The sequence below is a fragment of the Gordonia oryzae genome, from assembly GCF_003797185.1.
Lineage (GTDB): Bacteria > Actinomycetota > Actinomycetes > Mycobacteriales > Mycobacteriaceae > Gordonia > Gordonia oryzae.
Genome location: NZ_RKMH01000023.1, coordinates 1 through 18,979, shown reverse-complemented (window position 1 = coordinate 18,979; position 18,979 = coordinate 1). Strand labels below are relative to the sequence as shown.

The window sequence follows — 18,979 nt, the reverse complement described above, 5'->3', positions numbered from 1 at the left end:
GCAGGGTCGGTCGCGTGGATGGCTCCACGTGCTGTCACCGGGCCACTCCCGGGACTCTGTTCACCCAGCGTGGATCTCGCCAGGTCAGGCGAGGTTGATCGCGGCGTTGCGATCACGGCCGATCTTTTGGGCGCAGTGTTCACACGCGAATACCCGATCAGCCACGGGATGATGGTTGTCACTGTCTGACCGGCCGAGCAGGTTGTCGATGACGGATACCAACGGTCAGCCTCAACAAGAACTGAACCGTAGCAACGGTTTTTGTAGCCGAGTATCCGCCGAACCCCGGCCCCAGCGGCATCGGCCAACGCCCCGGTTCAAGCCCTTCTTCCGGCTGCGCCGGCGCTACGCATTCCGGACGCGTTCAACGTTTCCACGACAACGACCCGACCTGATGCTGCTGAGCCAGGCTGGCGGGGCCGTCTGCAGGACGTCGCGGCGCTCCGCCGCGGGGGATGGAACCGATGGCGAGATTGCTGGGTGCACAGCATAACTCATCGGTGTTCCGTCGGTGCCCGTCGCGGTGTTAGTCGGGCAGGGAGCGGGCGGGGTGGCGCTCGCGCCGTTCCCGACTGATCGACGGGTCGCGCTGTCGGATGCGTGGCCGTCTCCGCTTCCGCTCGAGCGCGCCGGTCTGATCGGCCATCGGGATATCGGCTGTGCCGCCGAGGTCGCTGGGGGACAGCAGATCCTGGTGGTCGACCTGGCCGGGCTCGGGGTATTCGACCGCATCGTTGCGCTGGGTGAGATGGAGGCCGGTGAGATGGAGGCCGGTGAGATGGAGGACGGTGAGATGGAGGACGGGAGGCGGTGTGGTCGCATCGGTCACCAGGATATGAGAGGTGATCGCCGACGAATGTCATTCGCTGTCTCTGCCGGACCCTGCTGCGCGGGCCCGGGTTCCCGTCCTCCTGTCGCCGCCCGGGTCGGCGACGCGCATTCCTGCTGTCGGCGCCGCGGTGTGTGATGCGGCCGAGTTCTGTTGGACCAGCGCATGAATCGCAGGCGGGTATGTGCGACAGTGCCGGGCGGCAAGGTCGAGTCCGGAGAGACGTTGGAAAAGGCCGTGATCCGCGGGATCGCCGAGGAGCAGGCATTGTCATCGAGGTCGTCCGGGAGGCCTGGGTGGTCGACATCCCCGATCGGCGTTGACCACGAACGTCGTCTCCGCTGACGATGCCGCGGGATGGTTCGACGGCGAACAGATGCGCGCGCTGCCATGTCACTGACGCCAGTTCTGCTCGACCATCTGGACCGGCACGAGCTGCGGTGACGCCTTTGAGGGACAGGCCCCGCGTATTGGTAAGCTGCGGTGCGCTATTGCATAGGGCAGCCCGTACTCGTCCTGGAGAGGCAGCATGTCGATGAGCCGACGCATCATGGCACCGCTGATCGCGGTGGTGGCGTTGTCGACGGCCCTGAGTGCCTGCGGTCACGATTCGACGAGCACCACGGGAACTGCTCCGAACTCGAATGCCGGAGCGATGGCTTCGCCGACGTCGAGCGCGCTGTCGGGTGCGTGGATGGGGACGTGGACGTCGGTGGGTGAGACCAAGACCGCGCAACTCGGCGTGGTCACCGACAAGCCGTTCCTCGCGACCATCGACATTCCGGGCCGTTGTGGCGCCACGTGGAAGGAGACCTCGCGCGATGCCACTCACGTCGTGGTCGCAGCGACCGTCACCTACGGCCAGTGCGCCGACAACGAGTGGCAGCTCACCGTCTCCGACCAGTCGATCTCTGCGGTCGATACCAGCGATCCGGAGACCCGGGCTCAGTTCCGACGACGCTGACTGTACGCATCACCGGCGCCGCGCAGACATTTCCGTCCGGTGCCATCGGATTTGACCCACACTGAACGCAATCGCGTGCACGGCCATCGTCGCAGGTCGGTTCGGTGACATCGGGTCGCGCGCGATCGCGACGTCATCAATCGCGCGAATCGGACAGTAGCGTTCCTGAGGTTGTCTCTTGAGCGCCCGAGTGGTCGAGCAGAGTCTCGTCTCCGTGGACCCGGGAGTGGTGGAAGCCGCCCGCGCGTGCGGCGCAGGCCGCGTGCGTACCCTGCTGACGGTGGTGGTGCCCGAGGGATTCGCGCCCCTGGTATTGGGTTATACCTTCATCTTCGTCGCGATCGTGGACATGTCGGCGATGGCCGGCTACGTCGGCGGCGGGGGACTCGGAGATTTCGCGTTCCAATACGGCTACCAGCAGTTCGACTGGAAACTGACTGTTGTCGTCATCGCGTTGCTGGTGATTCTGGTACAGGTGGGACAGTACTTCGGCAACTGGCTGGCCCGCCGCGCGCGACATCGCTGAGCCCGTCGCCATGCAGCTCCACACGCAGACCAGACGCGAACAACGAGGTGACCGATGACTGAGCTACTCCCGCTCGACCCCGACCAACTGTTGACCACCACCCGGTCGGTGCGTAAACGGCTCGATCTCGACCGGCCGGTTCCGCTGGAGGTGATCACCGAGGCGCTGGAGGTTGCGCTGCAGGCGCCCACCGGATCCAACAGCCAGACCTGGCATTGGATCGTGCTGACCGATCCCGAGGTCAAGGAGAAGGTCGGCGCCTACTACGCACGTTCCTTCGCGGCGTACTCCGCCGAGCGCACACTCGCCGACGACACTGCTCGACGTGTCGCGTCGAGCGCGCAATATCTCGCCGACATCATGGGCAAGGTGCCCGCCCTGGTGATCGGGGCCATCTACACCGGCGGCGATCTGCCTGCCGGGAACCAAGCCGGCGTCTGGGGCTCGTTGCTGCCCGGCGCATGGAGTCTCAGTCTGGCCTTGCGTGCCCGCGGCCTGGGGTCGGCCTGGACGACTTTGCACCTGACCTACGAGAAGGAAGTCGCGGAGCTGCTGAGTATCCCGCCCACCGTTCACCAGGGGGTTCTGCTGCCCGTGGCCTACACGAAGGGCATCGACTTCAAGCCAGCCGGGCGAAGGCCCCTCGACGAGGTGCTCCACATCAACAAGTGGTGAGCGCGGTGGCCAGGGCAGCGGAGTCACCGACGCGGCCGTGGTGAGCCGGTAGAGTTCACAATCACCATGTCGTCCGCCGAGTCTGCCCACACCACCCCGGATTCGGGCTCCGGGGTGACCTCGGGCGGTCCGTCGAATCGTCGTAGCGCTGCCAAGGCCGCCCGCCGCGCCGAGCTGCTCACGGCCGCAGCCAGTCAAATGGCCGACCGCGGGTTCGCCGGGGTGCGACTCGAGGACATCGGGGGAGCGGTCGGTGTAAGTGGGCCGGCAATGTACCGACACTTCTCGTCGAAAACCGAACTGCTCGACGAAATGCTCCTCGACATCAGTCGTCGTCTCTACGCCGGCGGACGAGAAGTCGTGCAGCGCGGCGGCTCGCCGGCGGAGACCCTCGTTGCACTGATCGCCTTCCACATCGACGTCCTGGTCACCAAGCCGGATCTGATCGCGGTCCAGGACCGTGACCTCTCGTCGTTGACGCCGCAGGCCAACCATGAGGTGCGTCGGTTGCAGCGCCGCTACGTCGAGGACTGGGTCGACGTCCTGATGTCCGACGACCAGGGCCACGCACTCGAGCGTCGGGAGGCCCGTGTCCGCGTGCACGCCATGTTCGGGTTGCTCAACTCCTCGCCACGCCTACCGGATTTCGATCCCGACAGGTTGCGGTCGCTGCTCCGCACAATGGCACTCGCGGCGTTGCGAGCGCCCGTCACGCACTGATGGCGGATGACCGCCGTGGCGGGGCGGTCCTGACCGAACAGATCTGCGTTGACGTGGGCGACGAGTGCGGAGTCTGCCCCAAGCGGACACACATGATGTCGCGCATGAGCGTTTCGCCGACCGAAAACGACAAGCAGTGAATCCTGGTGACCCGAACAATCCCCAGCAGAGTTGGGCGGCCAGGGTATCCCGCCCAGCCGGGCGGCAAGCCGGTCCGGCACCTAATGCATGGGTTCGGCCCGTAATAGCCGGGAACGCCATCGGGGCAGTGGTCGACACCGGGCCGGGGAAAATTGGGGTTCCACTCCCGTCGCACCGCGCCGGCAATCCGACGCCCGCGCGCAGCGTCCCGCGATCCCGCTGCGGTTTTGGGGCTGATCACCTAATTCATGGGTTTGTCACCCGGGCGCGGTCGACAACAACGTCACTGAGAATCAACTCGACAACGGGTGCCAGCACTTCGAAAACGGAAACTCCGGGTGCGCGGCTATGCCTCCCACGAGACCGTGCTCAATCCCGGCAAGTTCCTGATCATCCGGGGTGCTATCGGTGTCACGGCAGCGTTGGTGGTGGTGCGATTCGGTAAGGCCGTGCAACATCTTGCCGTGATCGCCGCGGGGTGTGTGTGGCTCGCCCTGTTCACGGGCGGTCGACCGTCGTGCGGCAGCGTCCGGCGTGCGCTCCGCATTTGATGCGTCCACGGTCACGGACGGTGATTTGCGTTGTCGAGGAGGTTGGAACCATCATTGTCGCTGGCCTCCATAAGCGACACATGAGCAGGCGAGTGCAACAGAAGCGAGGCGAGACTCATGGATGACGACTATCGGCGCTGGTCGGCCGAGGGCCGTCCCCCGACGACACCGCCACAGTCACGTCCTCTCGACGGACAGCAAGGGCCGACCTTCGATGGTCACCTAGATCCACGCCAGGGCCCGCGACGTCCACCGGTAGGTCTCATCGTGGGGATCGTCCTCGCGGTGACCGTCGTGCTGGCTATCGCAGGGGGAGTGATCGCGGTGCTCCTCATCGCATCACGCGACCACGAGGCGCACGGCGGTTCTCCGTCTGACGCCGAGTACGCAGCCTTCGCCCGTGCTTTCGTCGTCGATATCTACACTGTGACCAACGGTGACTTCTCCCGCTCCAACTCTGCTCTCGCGCGCACATGCGTGGACTCGACAGTTCGCCGGGACCTGCGCAACGCGCTCGCCGTGCTCGAACACTCCAACACCTCCTCCGGCCAGATCTCTCAGCGCGTCGTGGGCATCCCTACCGCCGCTATCATCCCCGACGGTAGAACATCGACTGCGATACCTGTCCTGGTGTCGGCGACGGTCGAGTCCGCAGGTGGGGTCGGGAGTCCGGCGCCGACCACCAAAACTGTCACCGTCACGATCCGCGCGGGAACACCGATGTGCGTCGCCAACGTCGCCAACTTCGCCTCGCAGTGACCAGGGCCTGTGAATCTGAGAGGTGTTTCTTCCCGTAAACCGATCCAGGTAGTCAGTTGATCACGTCAGCGGACAGCTTGCAGCGCCACACACTGACGGGACGTACCATCGACGCCGTACGCGCCCGCCGCGGCCACGATCACGAGGGCGACGGCTACCTACTCAGCCAAAGACCGTTGGCATGGGGACATGTCCGGGTGAGTGAGGGTGTCGGAGACGACGCTGAACGCGGCCAGGTGCTGGCCGCCCTCAATAGCGACCGGTTCGTCGATGCCGCACCCACGCAGGTGTATGCCACGTTGCTGGCCGAGGGCTGCTACCTGTGTCCGGTCTCCACGATGTATCGCATTCTGGGTGAGAACAAGCAGGTCAAGGAAATGTCGTCGGCTGGCCAAGCGCCGCTTCACGGCGATCCCGGAGTTGGTGGCCTCCGGCCCGCGGCAGGTCTAGACCTGGGATATCACCAAACTCGCCGGCCCCGAACGCGGCGTGTACTACGACGCGTACGTGATGATCGACATCTACTCCCGCTATATCGTTAGCGTGTATGTGCAGACCACCGAATCCGGGCCGTTGGCGGTGGAGTTGATGCGTGAGGTGTTCGCCGTGCACGGCATCCCGCACGTGGTGCACGCCGACCGCGGGACATCGATGACCTCCAAGAGGGTCACCGAACCACTCGCCGACCTCAACGTCACCAAATCGCATTCCCGCCCGCACGTATCGAACGACAACCCGTACAGCGAAGCCTTGTCAAGACACTGAAATACGCGCTGGTGTTCCCGGCCCGGTTCGGATCGATCCAGCACGCTCGCGAGTTCATGAGCATGTTCGCCGACTGGTACAACCACGACCACCACCACAGCGGTATCGGACTGCACGCACCCGGAGACGTGCACTACGGACACGCACCCACCGTCGCTTCCCCAACGCTCAGCAGCGCTCGCCGAGGCCCGCCGCATCCACCCCGAAAGGTTCAGCAGCCTGACCGGCCCGAAGATCCTCGACCTCCCTAACACCGCGTGGATCAACAAACCCGAACAGGAGAACCAAGAACCGGAAGACCAAGAACCGACAATCATGGCAATCGGACGCCCGCTGGTCTCAAACCCCTTGGCAAGTTCCGAACTGAACAGGACACGCGCACGCCTGCGCTCGCTCGCCTGGTGGCCAACTGTGGCCTGGCGGCGAACTCACAGATGTTCAGTCCAGCAGATGAGTGGGGAACGCCCGTTCGGATACGGCGGCCTTTCGCGGATGTGACTGTCGGGTGCGTGCGACTGCCGAAGGGGTGAAGAGCCGACGACGGGTGTGGTCGTCGCACGGCGGCGTCGGGACCGATGGGATAGGACTGGATATGGAGGTTGCCCAGACCCGATCGACGCGGCGGTGGGCAACGCATCGCGCTCGAGGTGGTGCGCGCCGCGTACAAGATCATCGACGGCAAGGGGGCGACCAACTACGCGATCGGTCTGGCCACCACCCGCATCGTGGAGGCGGTGTTGAACGACGAACATCGGGTGCTGCCGGTGTCGACGCTGGCGACCGGGTTCGAGGGCCTCGACGACGTGTGCCTGTCGCTGCCGTCGCTGGTCGACCGCACCGGATTTGCGCAGCGACTTGACGTCAGTGTCGACGACACCGAGCGTGCGGGCCTGATGGCCTCGGCGGACACACTGAGGAACATGCAGCAGCAGTTCGGTGTGTGACTCTCGCCGATCGGTTACGGCCCTGCCGTACTCACGCGAGTGCGGTCTGGATGGCGTTCTGGTATCGCCGCTGCTGGTCGGCGGAGGTATCGGCCGGGAAGTCGACGACGACGTTGAGGACCTGGAACGACTGCAGGTGGGCGCCGAGGTAGATCTCGGCGCGCCCGGTGGTTGGGAACTGCATCAGGGTGAACTGGTCGGTGGCCAGCGCTGAGGTACAGCCCGCACTGGGGCAGACCTGTGCGGTCACGATGCGCTGATGGGTGACTGGGAGACCCTGCCGCGACACCTCGTCGGCGGTGTGGGTGAGCGTGCGGGGATTGACGTTGTTGTCGACACTGCGCGAGGCGGTGTCGGCGCCCGTCGGGTCGTCGGGGCGCGCGCACGCCGCGGGTAGCAGGGCGCCGCAGCAGATCGCCAGCACGGCCACCGCACGCCGTATCGTTGTCGACCCCATGTCGTGCTCCTGTCGTCGCATGCCTGTCTCGGCCACGACGTTACTGGTGCGGTGATGACGGACGGTCGGCACCCAGGCTGGGCACCCGGGCCGGGCGGGTGGAGTCGGGCGGGTGGTCCGGTCAGGTCTGCTTGAGAACCGGATCGGCGGTGACCTGTGTCACCGGTCCGGTGAACCACTTCTTGACCGACAAGTGCCAGTACATGTAGAGCGTGACGAGGGCGCCGCCGACCAGCAGCGGCGTGTAGTTGACGTACTTCCATGCGAATCCCGGCTCCCACGGCATACCGCCCACCGACGTCGGGAACATGGCGATGATCGAGGTCAACGCGATCTCGGCGAGTGCCAGCGGGGCGATCCACTTGTACTTCGAACCCAGTGTCCACGAACCAGATTCGAAGGAATCACCTACTCGCCAACGGAAGTAGATGGGCACCGCGAAACACAGATACAGCCCGACGACGCCGATCGAGACCACCGCGAAGAACGCGACCGGGACCGGTGCGCCGTTGATGTCGACGGCGACGAGGGCCGGAAGGGTGATGATCGCGGCCACCGCGGCGGTCACGATGACGGCGTATGCGGGAATCCCCTTGGCGTTCACCTGCTTCCAGATCTGGTGGCCGGGAACGGCGCCGTCGCGGCTGAAGGCGAACATCATCCGCGACGCACTCGTCTGGCAGGCGGCCGTGCAGAACAACTGGCCCGCGGTGGAGATCAGCAACACCACACCCGCCCACCGGGAGGTGAGGGCCTGGGTGAAGATCGTCGCCACCGCGCCGCCGCTCTTGGACACCCTGTCGGCGTCCTGTACCGCGAAGAGAAAGCTGAGCAACAGAATCCAACCGCCGATCGCCGAATAGGCGATCGAGCGCCAGATGCCTTTGGCCGCAGCACCGGCGGCGCCCTTGGTCTCTTCGGAGATGTGGGCCGAGGCGTCGTAGCCGGTGATCGTGTACTGCGTCAGGATCGCCGAGATCGGTAGGACGTACAGGATGAATCCGGCGTGTGAGGTGGCACCGCCGAAGATCCCGGAATTGTTGACGGTGCGGGCGAACACGTCGGAGAACGACGCGTGCTGATCCGGCACCAGGAAGAGGATGAGAATCACTGCCGCGGCGCCGAAGACGTGCCACCACACCGACAGGTTGTTGATCATCGACAGCAGATGCCCGGAGAAGATGTTGATCAGTGCGGCGGCGATGAGAATGATGACGAAGATGATGAACACCCGGGTGAGACTGTAACCGGCCAACCATGAGTCGCTGAACGTACCAATGGTGAGGTCGACGAAGGTCGCTGCGCCGTAGGCCACCGAGGCGAGGATGGCGACCAGCCCGATGAGGTTGAGCCAACCGGTGTAGAAGCCGGCCTTAGCGCCTCCGAGTTTGGCTGCCCACCAATAGATTCCGCCGGAAGTCGGATACGCCGAGACGAGTTCGGCCATGCAGAAGCCGATGAGCAGGATGAACACCGATACGATGGGCCAGCCCCATGCGATCGCGGCGGGGCCGCCGTTGTTCCAGCCCAACCCGAACGAGGTGAAACATCCGGACAGGATCGAGATGATGGAGAACGAGATCGCGAAGTTGGAGAAGCCCGACCACGAGCGATGCAGTTCCTGGGTGTAGCCGAGCCGGGCGAGGTGGGCCTCGTCCTCGGTGAGAATTTCGTGCCCTTCGGGCATAGCGCGCCTCCGTCGTCTCGGCCGGGAAGTGGAGCGCCGTTGCTGCACTGGTGATCAGTGCAGACGATAAGCCCGAGAACCGAGTACCGCTGCTCGTTGTCCGAAAAATCTGCTATGCCGGTTATGGGCGAGACTCACCTGTCGGGTTCGGCGAGGGAGTCGGCACGCGGCTAGGGTGTGTCTCCCAATTCCCTGTGCGGGTCTTGGCGGCCCGATTGCGCCCTGGCCGCGTTGTCGTCGGTCACGATAGCTGCCGCTATCGCTTCCTCCTCCGCCTTGCCAGAACGCAATCGTTCGCGCTACTCCCTCGCCGAAGAATTGGGAGACACACCCTGGTCAACAATGGCGCGGAGTGCGGCGTCGTGGCCGTGGTACGCCTCGCGTCCGGTCTGGGTGCGCCGGGCGCGCACGGTAGGAGAACTCGGCCCAGTCGGTGGCCGCGAAGGTCGCGAGGAGGGACAGTCGGGTGCGGGGGTGAAACGATCTCGTCGAAGCGTGGCACGGTCACGGCCATACTTCGGCGACGGATCGTGGTGACGATCGCGTTGGCACCGAAGCCGATTGCGGCATCGGCGATCAGCGCGGCCCAGGCGGCGGCTTGCGGGCGCCGTCGGCGTCGGGACCGAAGCCGAGGCTGACCATACACGCCACCTCGACGAACGCGGAGATTGGTGACGGCGCGGTGCGGTTGCACGGTGCGTCGCGCACGTCGACCGTCCAGGCGCCGGGAGGCCACGATGGAATGCGCCACGCCGAAGGGCACGGTGGCGGCGGTGACCACCCACGCCGGGGCGGCATTGTCAGCACTCCGAGAGCGGACTCGACCGAAAAGGCTCGGTGCCGAGTGGAACCGATCGGCGGTCGAAATAGTCTGATTCACATGCGCGACGACAAACTGCTCACCCGAATCGCGGGGCTCCTGCGGCAGGCGGAGAATACCGACAACCCCTACGAGGCCGAGACGTTCATGGCAGCCGCGCAGCGGCTGGCCACCGCCTCGGCGATCGACCTGGCGCTGGCGCGGGCACACGACCCGGCCGCCCGGACCACGACCCCGATCTCGCGGCAGATCGTGATCGGCGAGACCGGCAAACGCGGGCTGAAGACCTACGTGCAGTTGTTTGTGGCGATCGCGCGGGCCAACGATGTTACCGTCGACGTCGCCGGCAACTCGACGTTCGTCCTCGCGTACGGATTCGAATCCGACATCGACACCTGCGCGGCCCTGTACACGTCACTGGTGGTGCAGATGGTCACGGCCAGCGACGCCTACCTCCGCTCGGGGGACTACCGCAACGAGACGTCGGCCCGGGTGGTGCGACGTGGTCAGGGCTGGCGCACGCGGAAAGTGGTGGAGCGAAAGCCTTTGGCCCCCATCACCGCGCGGCTCAATTTCCAGTCGGCGTTCGCCGAGCGGATCGGCGCAAGGTTGGCGCAGGCGCGTGACGAACAGCGACAGGCCGCGATCGCCGCAGACACGGAGTCGACGCCGACGGTGGAGGGCCGACCGTCGATGTCGACGGCCATCGCGCTGCGCAACAAGGAGATCGAGGTCACTGACTTCTACCAGAGGCAATCCCAGGCGCGCGGCACGTGGCGTCCGACGAGTGCCTCGGCCGGATACTCCGAGGGCGCTCGGCGCGCCGGCGATCGTGCGGGGCGGCGCGCCAAGATCGGCGCCGACCCCGAATTCGGTTCACCCCGAGGAGCTCTTGAACGATGAGTCGTCACGGATGGCGATCGTCGGCCGCTACCGGCTGGTCGGGCAGGGCGAAGGGGTTCGGTGGCACGGGCGCGGGGACGGGGACCCCGGTGAACGCCCCGACGCGTCTGCCCCACACCCCGTCGTCGGTCGCGACGGCGTGCACGACGGTGGCGCTCACGACCAGAATCGCGGCGTAGAAATACAACCAACTGATCGCGAGGAACACCATGCCCAGGGTGCCGAACCGATTGACTGTTGCAGGGACGGTCTCGGGCAACACGATTCGGCTGCCGATGAGGTACACCGTGATCAGTGAGCTGGTGAGGGCGCCGTTGACCGCGAGCAGACGCATCGGCACCTGATGGGACACCATCAGCCGCGGTACCACGGTCCACAGTGCCCACCAGGTCACGAAGGAGGCGAGGACCACTATCGCCAGACCGAGCGGTCCGACACGGTGGTAGTGGACTCCGAAGATACTGATGTCGCCGAGCGGGGTGATCAGGCCCTGCACCGTCACCGCGGCCGGAATGAGGAAGATCACCGCGACCCACCGCCACCAGCCGCGCCACGAGAGTTTGTTCACCCGGAACGTCTGCATGTACATGCGCCCCAGAGCCCGGGCCAGCGACGTCGCACCGGCGATGGTCATCAGCGCGCCGACGACACCGAATGCGGTAGTCGTCGAAGTCGACAGAGAAGCATCGAGGCGAGTGGGGTTGACGCCCAGGTTGTTCAGAGCCGTGTCGAGATAGGTACGCCCGACCGGCAGGGTGGTCAGCAGGACGACGATCGGCAGCACCGAGGTGAACGCCTGCGCCGACAGCGTCATCGACCGGTCAGACAGGCTTGCCGTCGCCAGCTCGCGCGCGATCCGCAGGATCACCGAGGCGCCGGGCAGTGTGAGAGCCCGATGGGTGAGGTCGCGGGCACGTCCACGCCATCGCTCGACGTGGCCGGACACACCTGGCTTCATCGGCCGTCTCCCTCATGTGATGGCTGTGGAGATCGTAACCGTCTGCGTGTGGGGGTCGGTTAGCATCGGGTCGATGACTGCGCGTGACTCGGGTCGGTCCCGATTGTATGAGGCCGAGCGGCTGGTGCACCGGATGTTCGATCGGGTGGGCTCGGCACGAACGGTGCAGATCGCCGGCACCGAGCTGACGTTGCCCGCGGAGGCGCTGTTCTCCTCGGTGGAGTCGGTGCGTTCCTACGTCGAGCGCGTATTGGCGATGAACTCAGTGCGACAACGCTTTCCGCGTGCATCGGAGCCGGTGACTGTTCGTGCCAGGGGAGGATACCGGGCGGCGGAGTACCGGCGCGCCATCGGTGAGATCGCCATTCCGGACTCCCGGGAAGGGCGCTGGGCGCTGAGGGAACTGGTCATCTTGCACGAGGTGGCACATCACCTCGACAAGGGGACCGGACCGGCGCATGGCCGGGGCTTCGTGGTTACTCTCACCGACCTCGTCGGTGCCGTCCTGGGGCCGGAGGCAGCCTTCGTCTATCGCGTCGTACTGACCGACTCGGGCGTCGGCGCAGGACGCCGGAACGATAGCCCGGGGCGCATACCTTAGCGTGGGTTCATGACGGCTACTTCTCCCGGTCGGATCAAGCTGCCCGGTACGTTCAACGTGCGCGACGTCGGGGGCGTGCCCACCACGGACGGCCGCACGGTCAATGGCGGCCTGTTGTTCCGCTCGGCGCATCTCGGCCGGCTCGACGACGCCGGCCGGGCAGCGTTGGACACACTCGGTGTCGATACGGTCATCGATCTGCGATCGGCCCGAGAGTGTGAGGCAGAGGGCGCCGACGCGCTGCCCGATCACATCGAGGGGCTGGTTCGGCCGTTCCATCAGAATCCGGTCGTCCCGACCTCGCCGGGAACCATCTCGCCCGATGCTGCGCGCGAGCACCTCATCGCGGTCTACGGCACGTACCCGGCGCTGGAGGGTGCCGGGCGGGCGATCCGAGCGATCATCGAATCGGTGGCGCGCGGACAAACGGTCCTGGTGCACTGTTCAGCGGGCAAGGACCGCACCGGGTGGGCCGTGGCTACCGCATTGCGTGCGGCGGGTGTCGTCGAGGAGGCCATCGAAGTGGATTATCTGCGCAGCAATGACGCGGTCGAGGATCTGCGGGCGATGCTCGCGAGCCGGTATCCCGATGCGGACATCCCCGCCGACTATCTGGGTGTGCACACCGACTATCTACAAGCGGCCGACGCGGCGATGGTCGCCGCACATGGTGATCTGGCGGGCTACCTGGCTGCCTGTGGCGTTGACGCAGACACGCTCGGGCGGTATCGGGAGCGCGTGGTCGGTTAGCCACGCGCATCGGGGAGATCGGCATCGGTCACACCATCGTCATCGCCACCGTCGCCCATACCGGTGACGGCAACCTGCTTTCACTGTTGATCGCGAACGACGATGTCCTCGCGTGTGGCCCGGTATGGCTCGCCTCGGTGAGATCATCTGCGCCGCAGTCGAACTCGGGGGTACACTCACCGGTGAGCGCTGCCAAAGGATCACTCAAGCGCGCTGGGGTGCGCAAGGAACTGGCGCCCACCGTGTTCGATCGCGGGAGCACTCGAACCACACGGAACCCTCAATACCGAACCCGCCAATCCCGGCGAGGCTTTTCGAGCCCGGTCGGCGAGATGTGGTCCTGGTGACTGGGGTCAGGCGAGCCCGTCGCCGGCGAGGAACGTCAGGTAGCTCGGGTGCTCCGGGTCGAGAACGATACGTTGCTTGCGTCCGCGGGCCTTGATCAGGTCGGGGACCACCGTGAGGTAGCGGGGGAAGCTCGCGGCGTAGACGTCCACCCGCAACCGGTGGCCCGGTTCGAGCACGGCGTCGGTGGGCACGAGATCGACGTCGATGCGGACCGGCTCGTCGGCGGGGACCGGCAGTTTGCGCTTGCGGGAGAGGTAGTGATGGGCACCGAGGAGATGTCCGTCTGCGGTGAATGTCGACAGTGATCGGTCGAGGGCGCGATTGGTCGCCGACAGCCCGCCGTTGGTGAGAACGGTCGAGGTGCCATCGGGCGCAACATCATTGACTGTCACCGCCCACGTGCCCTCGTGCGCGGTGGTCGCTACGTTGAGGCGGAGGTTCATCGCGCCGCTGAGGTGCGTCGCCTCGGTGACCGGGGCGCTGGTGAACGACAATCCGCCGCGCTCCTGAAAGCGTGCGTCGGTGGTGAACCGATTGCCGAGAACCATCGATGCACCCGCAGTCACCTGCGTCATGTCCCGAGACATCATGCCGCGCAGGTCGGGTCGGATGTAGAGAGACGAAACACCATGTGCCGGAGCTGTGCTCAGCGATCCGTCGTGCACAGCGTGATCCGCGGTTGTCGACGGCTCCTCGGTGAGGTAGAGCCGCCGGGGTCGCACGCCCGGTCGCGGGAACGCCGCGCCGGACGTCCACGTACCGCCCTGCTGCATCATCGTGACCGGCCCGTAGTGGTCGATACCGTTGCGGTGGCCCTTGAGCCAGCGATCGAACCAGGCGCGCTCGAGGACGTCGAGACGCGGAGGGGCACAGCTGGATCCATGGCCGGTGCCCACGTCGAAGTGATACCCGTCACCGACGAGCATCTGTTTGCGGCCGGGCTCGAGACGGAGCCGCTCGTAGATGCCAGTGGCGCTACGCCCGAACAGATCGTGCCACCCGCCGACGGTGAAGGTGGGTGCGGTAATCCGGTCGATCTGCGGATCCCGCTCGTCGAAATAGGGGTCGTCGAAGATCCGGTCGTCGCGGGCGGTGAGGAAGCCCCACAGCAACGACGGGATCTCGGTCGCCGGGGAGGCCATGCGATCGCGCAGCCAACGCAGCGTGTCGCCGCGCATCACATCGCGCAGGTAGGTCGACGGATTGGGTACCCACTTGAGCACGTTGACCACCGACAGCCACATCGGGATGAACGCCGACGGCATGCCGCCGGTGATGTAGACGTCGCGAACGATGTCGTCGCATCCCTCGACAGCGAAGACCGCACCGAGTTCGGCCGGCCGCTTGTCGGCGGCCTGCAGTGAATTGATCGCCGAGTACGACCAGCCGGCGAGTCCGACTTTGCCGTCGCACCACTCCTGCTCGGCGGCCCACGAGATGACCTCCACCGAGTCCTGTTGCTCGCGTGCGCCGAGGATCTGCCATTTGCCGCCGCTGGCCCCGGTGCCCCGGACGTCGACGATGACCTGGACGTAACCGCTGCGCACCAGGGTGCGGTTGATACCGAAGACATCGAGGATTCCGCCCGAGAGCGTTCCGGTCAGGCGGGTAAGCCCGCCGAGCGCGGTGCCCGTCGCATCGATCGACGACGACGCGACCCGCAACGCGCGCCCGAGTGCCGGGGCATGGGTGATGGTGTCGATGAAGTCGACGGCCGCCCGGTTATAGGGGTTGATGTTGATGATCGCCGGATAAGGGGTCAGCACGGTCTGGCCGAACCGGTTGGCTGGGCGGACCACTGTGGCACGCAACGTGACACCGTCGCTCATGGTGAGCTTGACGTCCCGGTCGACGGCCACTCGGGGATAGAGCTGGGCGCCGTCGACAGCTTCCCGCCACCGGATACCGTCGGCACCGCCGGTCGGATCACCGAGGGGGAGGGTGCCGAAATGAGGAGCGATGCGTCCGCTGTCGGTCCGCGTCGTGGCCACCCGGGGCCGTGACATCCCGGGGGAGCCGGGGTCCAACTGATAGGTCATGGTGCCTCACCCTGCCTGGGGTGTGACCGGGCGCCGGACCCACCGGCGTCACCCACACCCCGTCGTGTGCTCGGGCCGTGAGTGAAACCTTGCTTACACTTTGTGGGCCACATCACTCCCGATGGCCGACTGTAGTGCATCGTCGATCTCGGAACCGCATCGAGGTGGGTCCAGGTGGGTCACGACGGCGAATCGGCAGTTCAGGGTCGTGTGGGACCTGGGGACTTTTCCGTTCGGCCGGGCGACCCCTGGCACGTGGGGGCGGATTTGGTCGATGAGACGAGCGCGGGTAACCTTGCCGTCGGTGTGACGCGCGTGCACGCGTCGTATCGGTTCAACCAGAGACCGTTGGCCATCGGGAGCGATCCCGATCGAAGGGCGACAGTGATGTCGGCGGCCCACGCAGGGTGAACGAGGAAGAAGCTCGAGCACGCCGGTTCGGCTTGCTCGTCAGTATGACGCCCCGTGCCTCTGTGTGCCGGGGCGTTTCGTTGTTTCGGGGCTATTCGCCCTTTTGCGGCGCGGCGTCATTCGACGGTTCCTTGCGTTGAACTCTGACCAACTCAACTCGAGTGATGAGGAAGGAGGCGAAGTATGGCCAAGTCCGACAAGGTCGCCGCAGTCGCGGAGATCGCAGAGCAGTTCGAGGGCGCAACGGCGGCGGTCGTCACGGAGTACCGTGGCCTGTCCGTTAGTCAGATCACCGATCTGCGTCGTTCCCTCGGCGAGGGCGCAACCTACTCCGTCGCCAAGAACACCCTGGTGAAGCGTGCCGCCGAAAAGGCGGGCGTGGAAGGGCTCGACGAGCTGTTCAGCGGTCCGACCGCGATTGCCTTTATCGAAGGCGAACCGGTGGTGGCCGCCAAGGCGATCAAGAACTTCGCCAAGGACAACAAGGCTCTCGTCATCAAGGGCGGATACATGGACGGCCGTGCGCTGTCCGTGGCGGAGATCGAACAGATCGCCGACCTTGAGACCCGCGAGGTCCTGTTGGCCAAGCTCGCCGGTGCCATGAAGGGCAACTTGGCAAAGGCTGCCGGCCTGTTCAACCAGCCGGCGTCGCAGGTGGCGCGTCTTGCCGCGGCCCTGCAGGAGAAGAAGAACGAAGCCGGCGAATAGCTCGCCGCACCACAAACATCCCCACGGGGATCACCACGACCCCGTGTGGGGCTTGAATAGGAAGGACGCCAACCATGGCGAAGCTCACCGCTGACGAGCTCATCGATCAGTTCAAGGAACTGACCCTGCTGGAGCTCAGCGATTTCGTGAAGAAGTTCGAAGAGGTCTTCGAGGTCACCGCGGCCGCTCCGGTCGCCGTCGCCGCTGCCGGTGCTCCGGCTGCTGGTGGTGCCGCCGAGGCTGCTGCCGAGCAGGACGAGTTCGACGTCGTGCTCGAGGCTGCTGGCGACAAGAAGATCCAGGTCATCAAGGTCGTCCGCGAGGTCGTCTCGGGCCTGGGCCTCAAGGAGGCCAAGGATCTCGTCGAGGGCGCTCCCAAGCCGATCCTGGAGAAGGTCGACAAGGACGCCGCCGAGGCTGCCAAGGCCAAGCTCGAAGAGGCCGGCGCCAAGGTGTCCGTCAAGTAAGCTCGCTTACTTGCGCAGTGTGACCGTCAACTGACGGTGCATGTCCAAAAACCCGGGGCGGAGAGATCCGTCCCGGGTTTTTGCTGTCCCGCGCCGCTGGGAGAGGTTGAGGACGTGCTGGGAGGTTTGGGGCGGTGGGACCGGGACGGACTAGTATCACCCCGCGTGACTGCTCCTGTGTCCCGTCGTGCGTTCACGACGATCAACGTCGTCGGGGCCGTGGTGCTCGTCCTTGGGGTGTGCCGCGTCTTCGGCCAGCCGTGGCTGGTGCACCTCGGACCCGCCAAGTACTGGGGTCCGCCGGTGGATCTGCAGATCTACCGCTACGGTGGCCGGTTCCTCCTCCACGGGCAGCACCTCTACGACGGGCCGATGCCGCAGGCGAATGACAGCATCCTGCCGTTCACCTACCCGCCGTTCGCGGCGGTGTCCTTCGTGCCGATGAGCTGGATGCCGGTGCGGTTGCTCTCGGTTATCTTCCTTCTCCTCGGATGCCTGCTGACCTGGTGGCTGATCCGAATCCTGCTTCGTCGCGTCGGGTGTGGTGACCTGGCGGTCGGCTGGTCGATGATCCTCACCGGCGTGGCCTTCGAACTCGAGCCGATCCGCATCACCCTCGATCTCGGTCAGATCAACCTGATCCTGGCCGGACTGGTCATCGCCGACACCCTCTGGGATCGGCGCCCCGCATGGGCCGAACCGTGCCGGGGATTGCTGGTCGGGATCGCCGCGGCGATCAAGATGACCCCGGCCGTCGTCGTCATCTATTTCCTCGCGCGCCGGCAGTGGCGGGCGGCGATCAACGTGGTCGTCGGATTCCTGGCCGCGACCGGCGTCGCATGGGCGATCACGCCGTCGGACTCGTGGCAGTACTGGACATCGACGGTGTTCGATCCCGAGCGCATCGGCGGACTGGCCTTCGTGTACAACCAGGGCATCGCGGGTGTGCTGGCGCGAACCGGGATGAGTGACAGCGATCGCTCACACTGGTGGTTGCCGCTGTGTGCGATCGCCGGACTCTATTGTCTGGCGCTGGCACGGCATCTGGCCAAGCGTCGCGAATACGAGCTGTGCTTCTTGGCGGCGTGGGCGGTGGCCCTGCTGGCCACCCCGGCCGCCTGGATTCACCACTGGGTACTCACGTCGGTGTACATCCTGGTGTTCGTCACTATTGGTGTCCGGGCGCTGCGGGCCAGACGCGGCGACCGGCGTGGTGCGGTCTTCCTCGGGTTGGGCATCCTCGGTCTGATGGCACAGCTCCCCGGACCTTCGCTGTCACTGCCCAGCGCGCAGCGCAACGAGCTGAGGTGGGGGTGGTGGGAGATCATCTACGGCAACTCGTCGCTGATCTGGCTCGTGGTGATCCTGCTTGTCTCCTGGTGGTTGCCACTTGCCCGGGTGCGCGAGGCATGGGAGGACGGGGCAGAACAGCCGCAGTCGGTCGAGCCGCAGTCGGTCGGGCCCGGCCACACCCAGAGCGTTGTCGGAGGCGCCGACGCGGGGGCCTTCGACGACCGGGAGGAGGGCCTTGCGCGGTCCTGACGCCGTGTGCCACGCCACCGCGCCAGGGCCAGGGAGTGCCACTGCACTCGGGTCCCGACGATGCCACCGCGCCCACTTTCCTTCGGACCGTTTCATCGGATAGTGTCATCGTCCGAGGGCAAGTTACCGGTTGGTAGATTTCTGTCGCGTCCACGCTGTGGGTCTTCGGTCCATGTATGTGAAGGGTTGTTGTTGCGGTCGTCCGATACAGTGACCCCAACCACACATGTCACCGAGGGGTGGACTCTCGCACCGGCGGGAGCTCATTGGGGGCAGCGAACTTCTGGAGGAAACTGTGGGTGTTGAGGTCAGCGTTGAGGGGCTCACCAAATCGTTCGGTTCGCAGAATATTTGGCGTGATGTGTCGCTGACTTTGCCGGAGGGCGAGGTGTCGGCCCTGCTGGGTCCGTCGGG

The 18,979-nt window shown here is 65.7% G+C and carries 17 protein-coding genes and 4 pseudogenes; 16 read left to right on the top strand and 5 right to left on the bottom strand.

Annotated elements, in window-relative coordinates; all coding sequences use genetic code 11:
* Positions 1 to 526 precede the first annotated feature (526 nt).
* Positions 527 to 829, bottom strand: coding sequence for a hypothetical protein (locus EF294_RS22355; protein ID WP_246007999.1), 303 nt, complete (start codon positions 827 to 829; stop codon positions 527 to 529).
* A gap of 153 nt (positions 830 to 982) precedes the next feature.
* Between EF294_RS22355 and EF294_RS22350 the strand changes: the two genes are divergently transcribed.
* The 9 genes and pseudogenes from EF294_RS22350 to EF294_RS20435 form a co-directional block, all read left to right on the top strand.
* A complete protein-coding gene (locus EF294_RS22350; protein WP_425459457.1) occupies positions 983 to 1,174 on the top strand; it encodes an NUDIX domain-containing protein in 192 nt (63 codons plus the stop codon).
* Positions 1,175 to 1,364: 190 nt separating this feature from the next.
* Positions 1,365 to 1,793: a hypothetical protein gene (locus tag EF294_RS20475; protein WP_246007997.1), complete on the top strand. Its 429-nt coding sequence runs from the start codon at positions 1,365 to 1,367 to the stop codon at positions 1,791 to 1,793.
* A 184-nt stretch (positions 1,794 to 1,977) separates the two neighbouring features.
* Positions 1,978 to 2,319: pseudogene (locus EF294_RS20470) on the top strand (ABC transporter permease subunit); the annotation flags it as partial.
* Between the two features lie 54 nt (positions 2,320 to 2,373).
* Entirely contained in the window at positions 2,374 to 2,994 is a 621-nt protein-coding gene (locus tag EF294_RS20465; RefSeq protein ID WP_123932930.1) for a nitroreductase family protein, read from the top strand.
* 66 nt (positions 2,995 to 3,060) lie between these two features.
* Positions 3,061 to 3,714, top strand: coding sequence for a TetR/AcrR family transcriptional regulator (locus EF294_RS20460; protein ID WP_123932928.1), 654 nt, complete (start codon positions 3,061 to 3,063; stop codon positions 3,712 to 3,714).
* Between the two features lie 449 nt (positions 3,715 to 4,163).
* Positions 4,164 to 4,406, top strand: coding sequence for a hypothetical protein (locus EF294_RS22345; protein ID WP_246007996.1), 243 nt, complete (start codon positions 4,164 to 4,166; stop codon positions 4,404 to 4,406).
* Positions 4,407 to 4,673: 267 nt separating this feature from the next.
* Positions 4,674 to 5,165 (top strand): hypothetical protein, encoded by a 492-nt coding sequence (locus EF294_RS20450; RefSeq protein ID WP_123932926.1) that lies wholly within the window; start codon positions 4,674 to 4,676, stop codon positions 5,163 to 5,165.
* Between the two features lie 224 nt (positions 5,166 to 5,389).
* Positions 5,390 to 6,206, top strand: a pseudogene (locus EF294_RS22340) (transposase); the annotation flags it as partial.
* A gap of 353 nt (positions 6,207 to 6,559) precedes the next feature.
* Positions 6,560 to 6,874 (top strand): annotated as a pseudogene (locus tag EF294_RS20435) (L-lactate dehydrogenase); the annotation flags it as partial.
* A 31-nt stretch (positions 6,875 to 6,905) separates the two neighbouring features.
* On the opposite strand, the gene EF294_RS20430 reads toward EF294_RS20435, so the two are convergent.
* Together EF294_RS20430 and EF294_RS20425 are read right to left on the bottom strand one after the other, a co-directional pair.
* On the bottom strand, positions 6,906 to 7,331 hold the full coding sequence (locus EF294_RS20430) for a hypothetical protein (RefSeq protein ID WP_246007995.1): 426 nt from the start codon (positions 7,329 to 7,331) through the stop codon (positions 6,906 to 6,908).
* A 121-nt stretch (positions 7,332 to 7,452) separates the two neighbouring features.
* Complete coding sequence (locus EF294_RS20425; protein ID WP_123932920.1) at positions 7,453 to 9,018, bottom strand: amino acid permease; 1,566 nt, start codon at positions 9,016 to 9,018, stop codon at positions 7,453 to 7,455.
* Positions 9,019 to 9,898: 880 nt separating this feature from the next.
* Here EF294_RS20425 and EF294_RS20415 point away from each other — a divergent pair.
* Positions 9,899 to 10,741: a DUF2786 domain-containing protein gene (locus EF294_RS20415; RefSeq protein WP_123932918.1), complete on the top strand. Its 843-nt coding sequence runs from the start codon at positions 9,899 to 9,901 to the stop codon at positions 10,739 to 10,741.
* Between the two features lie 4 nt (positions 10,742 to 10,745).
* Here EF294_RS20415 and EF294_RS20410 read toward each other — a convergent pair whose 3' ends face one another.
* Entirely contained in the window at positions 10,746 to 11,699 is a 954-nt protein-coding gene (locus EF294_RS20410; RefSeq protein ID WP_123932916.1) for a hypothetical protein, read from the bottom strand.
* 73 nt (positions 11,700 to 11,772) lie between these two features.
* Between EF294_RS20410 and EF294_RS20405 the strand changes: the two genes are divergently transcribed.
* Positions 11,773 to 12,300 (top strand): TIGR04338 family metallohydrolase, encoded by a 528-nt coding sequence (locus tag EF294_RS20405; RefSeq protein WP_123932914.1) that lies wholly within the window; start codon positions 11,773 to 11,775, stop codon positions 12,298 to 12,300.
* A gap of 9 nt (positions 12,301 to 12,309) precedes the next feature.
* Positions 12,310 to 13,050, top strand: a complete 741-nt coding sequence (locus EF294_RS20400) for a tyrosine-protein phosphatase (protein WP_123932912.1) — start codon at positions 12,310 to 12,312, stop codon at positions 13,048 to 13,050.
* 353 nt (positions 13,051 to 13,403) lie between these two features.
* On the opposite strand, the gene EF294_RS20395 is transcribed toward EF294_RS20400, so the two are convergent.
* Positions 13,404 to 15,437, bottom strand: a complete 2,034-nt coding sequence (locus EF294_RS20395; protein ID WP_123932910.1) for a CocE/NonD family hydrolase — start codon at positions 15,435 to 15,437, stop codon at positions 13,404 to 13,406.
* 594 nt (positions 15,438 to 16,031) lie between these two features.
* Here EF294_RS20395 and rplJ point away from each other — a divergent pair.
* The 4 genes and pseudogenes from rplJ to EF294_RS22335 form a co-directional block, all read left to right on the top strand.
* The gene (rplJ, locus tag EF294_RS20390) at positions 16,032 to 16,556 is read left to right on the top strand and encodes a 50S ribosomal protein L10 (RefSeq protein WP_006368378.1); all 525 of its coding nucleotides are present in this window, start codon (positions 16,032 to 16,034) and stop codon (positions 16,554 to 16,556) included.
* A gap of 74 nt (positions 16,557 to 16,630) precedes the next feature.
* Entirely contained in the window at positions 16,631 to 17,023 is a 393-nt protein-coding gene (rplL, locus tag EF294_RS20385; RefSeq protein ID WP_006368379.1) for a 50S ribosomal protein L7/L12, read from the top strand.
* 165 nt (positions 17,024 to 17,188) lie between these two features.
* Positions 17,189 to 18,565: a glycosyltransferase 87 family protein gene (locus tag EF294_RS20380; protein ID WP_123932908.1), complete on the top strand. Its 1,377-nt coding sequence runs from the start codon at positions 17,189 to 17,191 to the stop codon at positions 18,563 to 18,565.
* A 295-nt stretch (positions 18,566 to 18,860) separates the two neighbouring features.
* Positions 18,861 to 18,979 (top strand): annotated as a pseudogene (locus tag EF294_RS22335) (ABC transporter ATP-binding protein); the annotation flags it as partial.

What these genes read in the sequence shown, in the direction of transcription:
- rplJ (WP_006368378.1), top strand. Translation starts at nt 16,032, where the DNA reads ATGGCCAAGTCCGACAAGGTCGCCGCAGTCGCGGAGATCGCAGAGCAG.
- EF294_RS20400 (WP_123932912.1), top strand. Translation starts at nt 12,310, where the DNA reads ATGACGGCTACTTCTCCCGGTCGGATCAAGCTGCCCGGTACGTTCAAC.
- EF294_RS20430 (WP_246007995.1), bottom strand. Translation starts at nt 7,331, where the DNA reads ATGGGGTCGACAACGATACGGCGTGCGGTGGCCGTGCTGGCGATCTGC.
- EF294_RS20425 (WP_123932920.1), bottom strand. Translation starts at nt 9,018, where the DNA reads ATGCCCGAAGGGCACGAAATTCTCACCGAGGACGAGGCCCACCTCGCC.
- rplL (WP_006368379.1), top strand. Translation starts at nt 16,631, where the DNA reads ATGGCGAAGCTCACCGCTGACGAGCTCATCGATCAGTTCAAGGAACTG.
- EF294_RS20465 (WP_123932930.1), top strand. Translation starts at nt 2,374, where the DNA reads ATGACTGAGCTACTCCCGCTCGACCCCGACCAACTGTTGACCACCACC.
- EF294_RS20410 (WP_123932916.1), bottom strand. Translation starts at nt 11,699, where the DNA reads ATGAAGCCAGGTGTGTCCGGCCACGTCGAGCGATGGCGTGGACGTGCC.
- EF294_RS20395 (WP_123932910.1), bottom strand. Translation starts at nt 15,437, where the DNA reads ATGACCTATCAGTTGGACCCCGGCTCCCCCGGGATGTCACGGCCCCGG.
- EF294_RS20460 (WP_123932928.1), top strand. Translation starts at nt 3,061, where the DNA reads ATGTCGTCCGCCGAGTCTGCCCACACCACCCCGGATTCGGGCTCCGGG.
- EF294_RS20475 (WP_246007997.1), top strand. Translation starts at nt 1,365, where the DNA reads ATGAGCCGACGCATCATGGCACCGCTGATCGCGGTGGTGGCGTTGTCG.
- EF294_RS20405 (WP_123932914.1), top strand. Translation starts at nt 11,773, where the DNA reads ATGACTGCGCGTGACTCGGGTCGGTCCCGATTGTATGAGGCCGAGCGG.
- EF294_RS20415 (WP_123932918.1), top strand. Translation starts at nt 9,899, where the DNA reads ATGCGCGACGACAAACTGCTCACCCGAATCGCGGGGCTCCTGCGGCAG.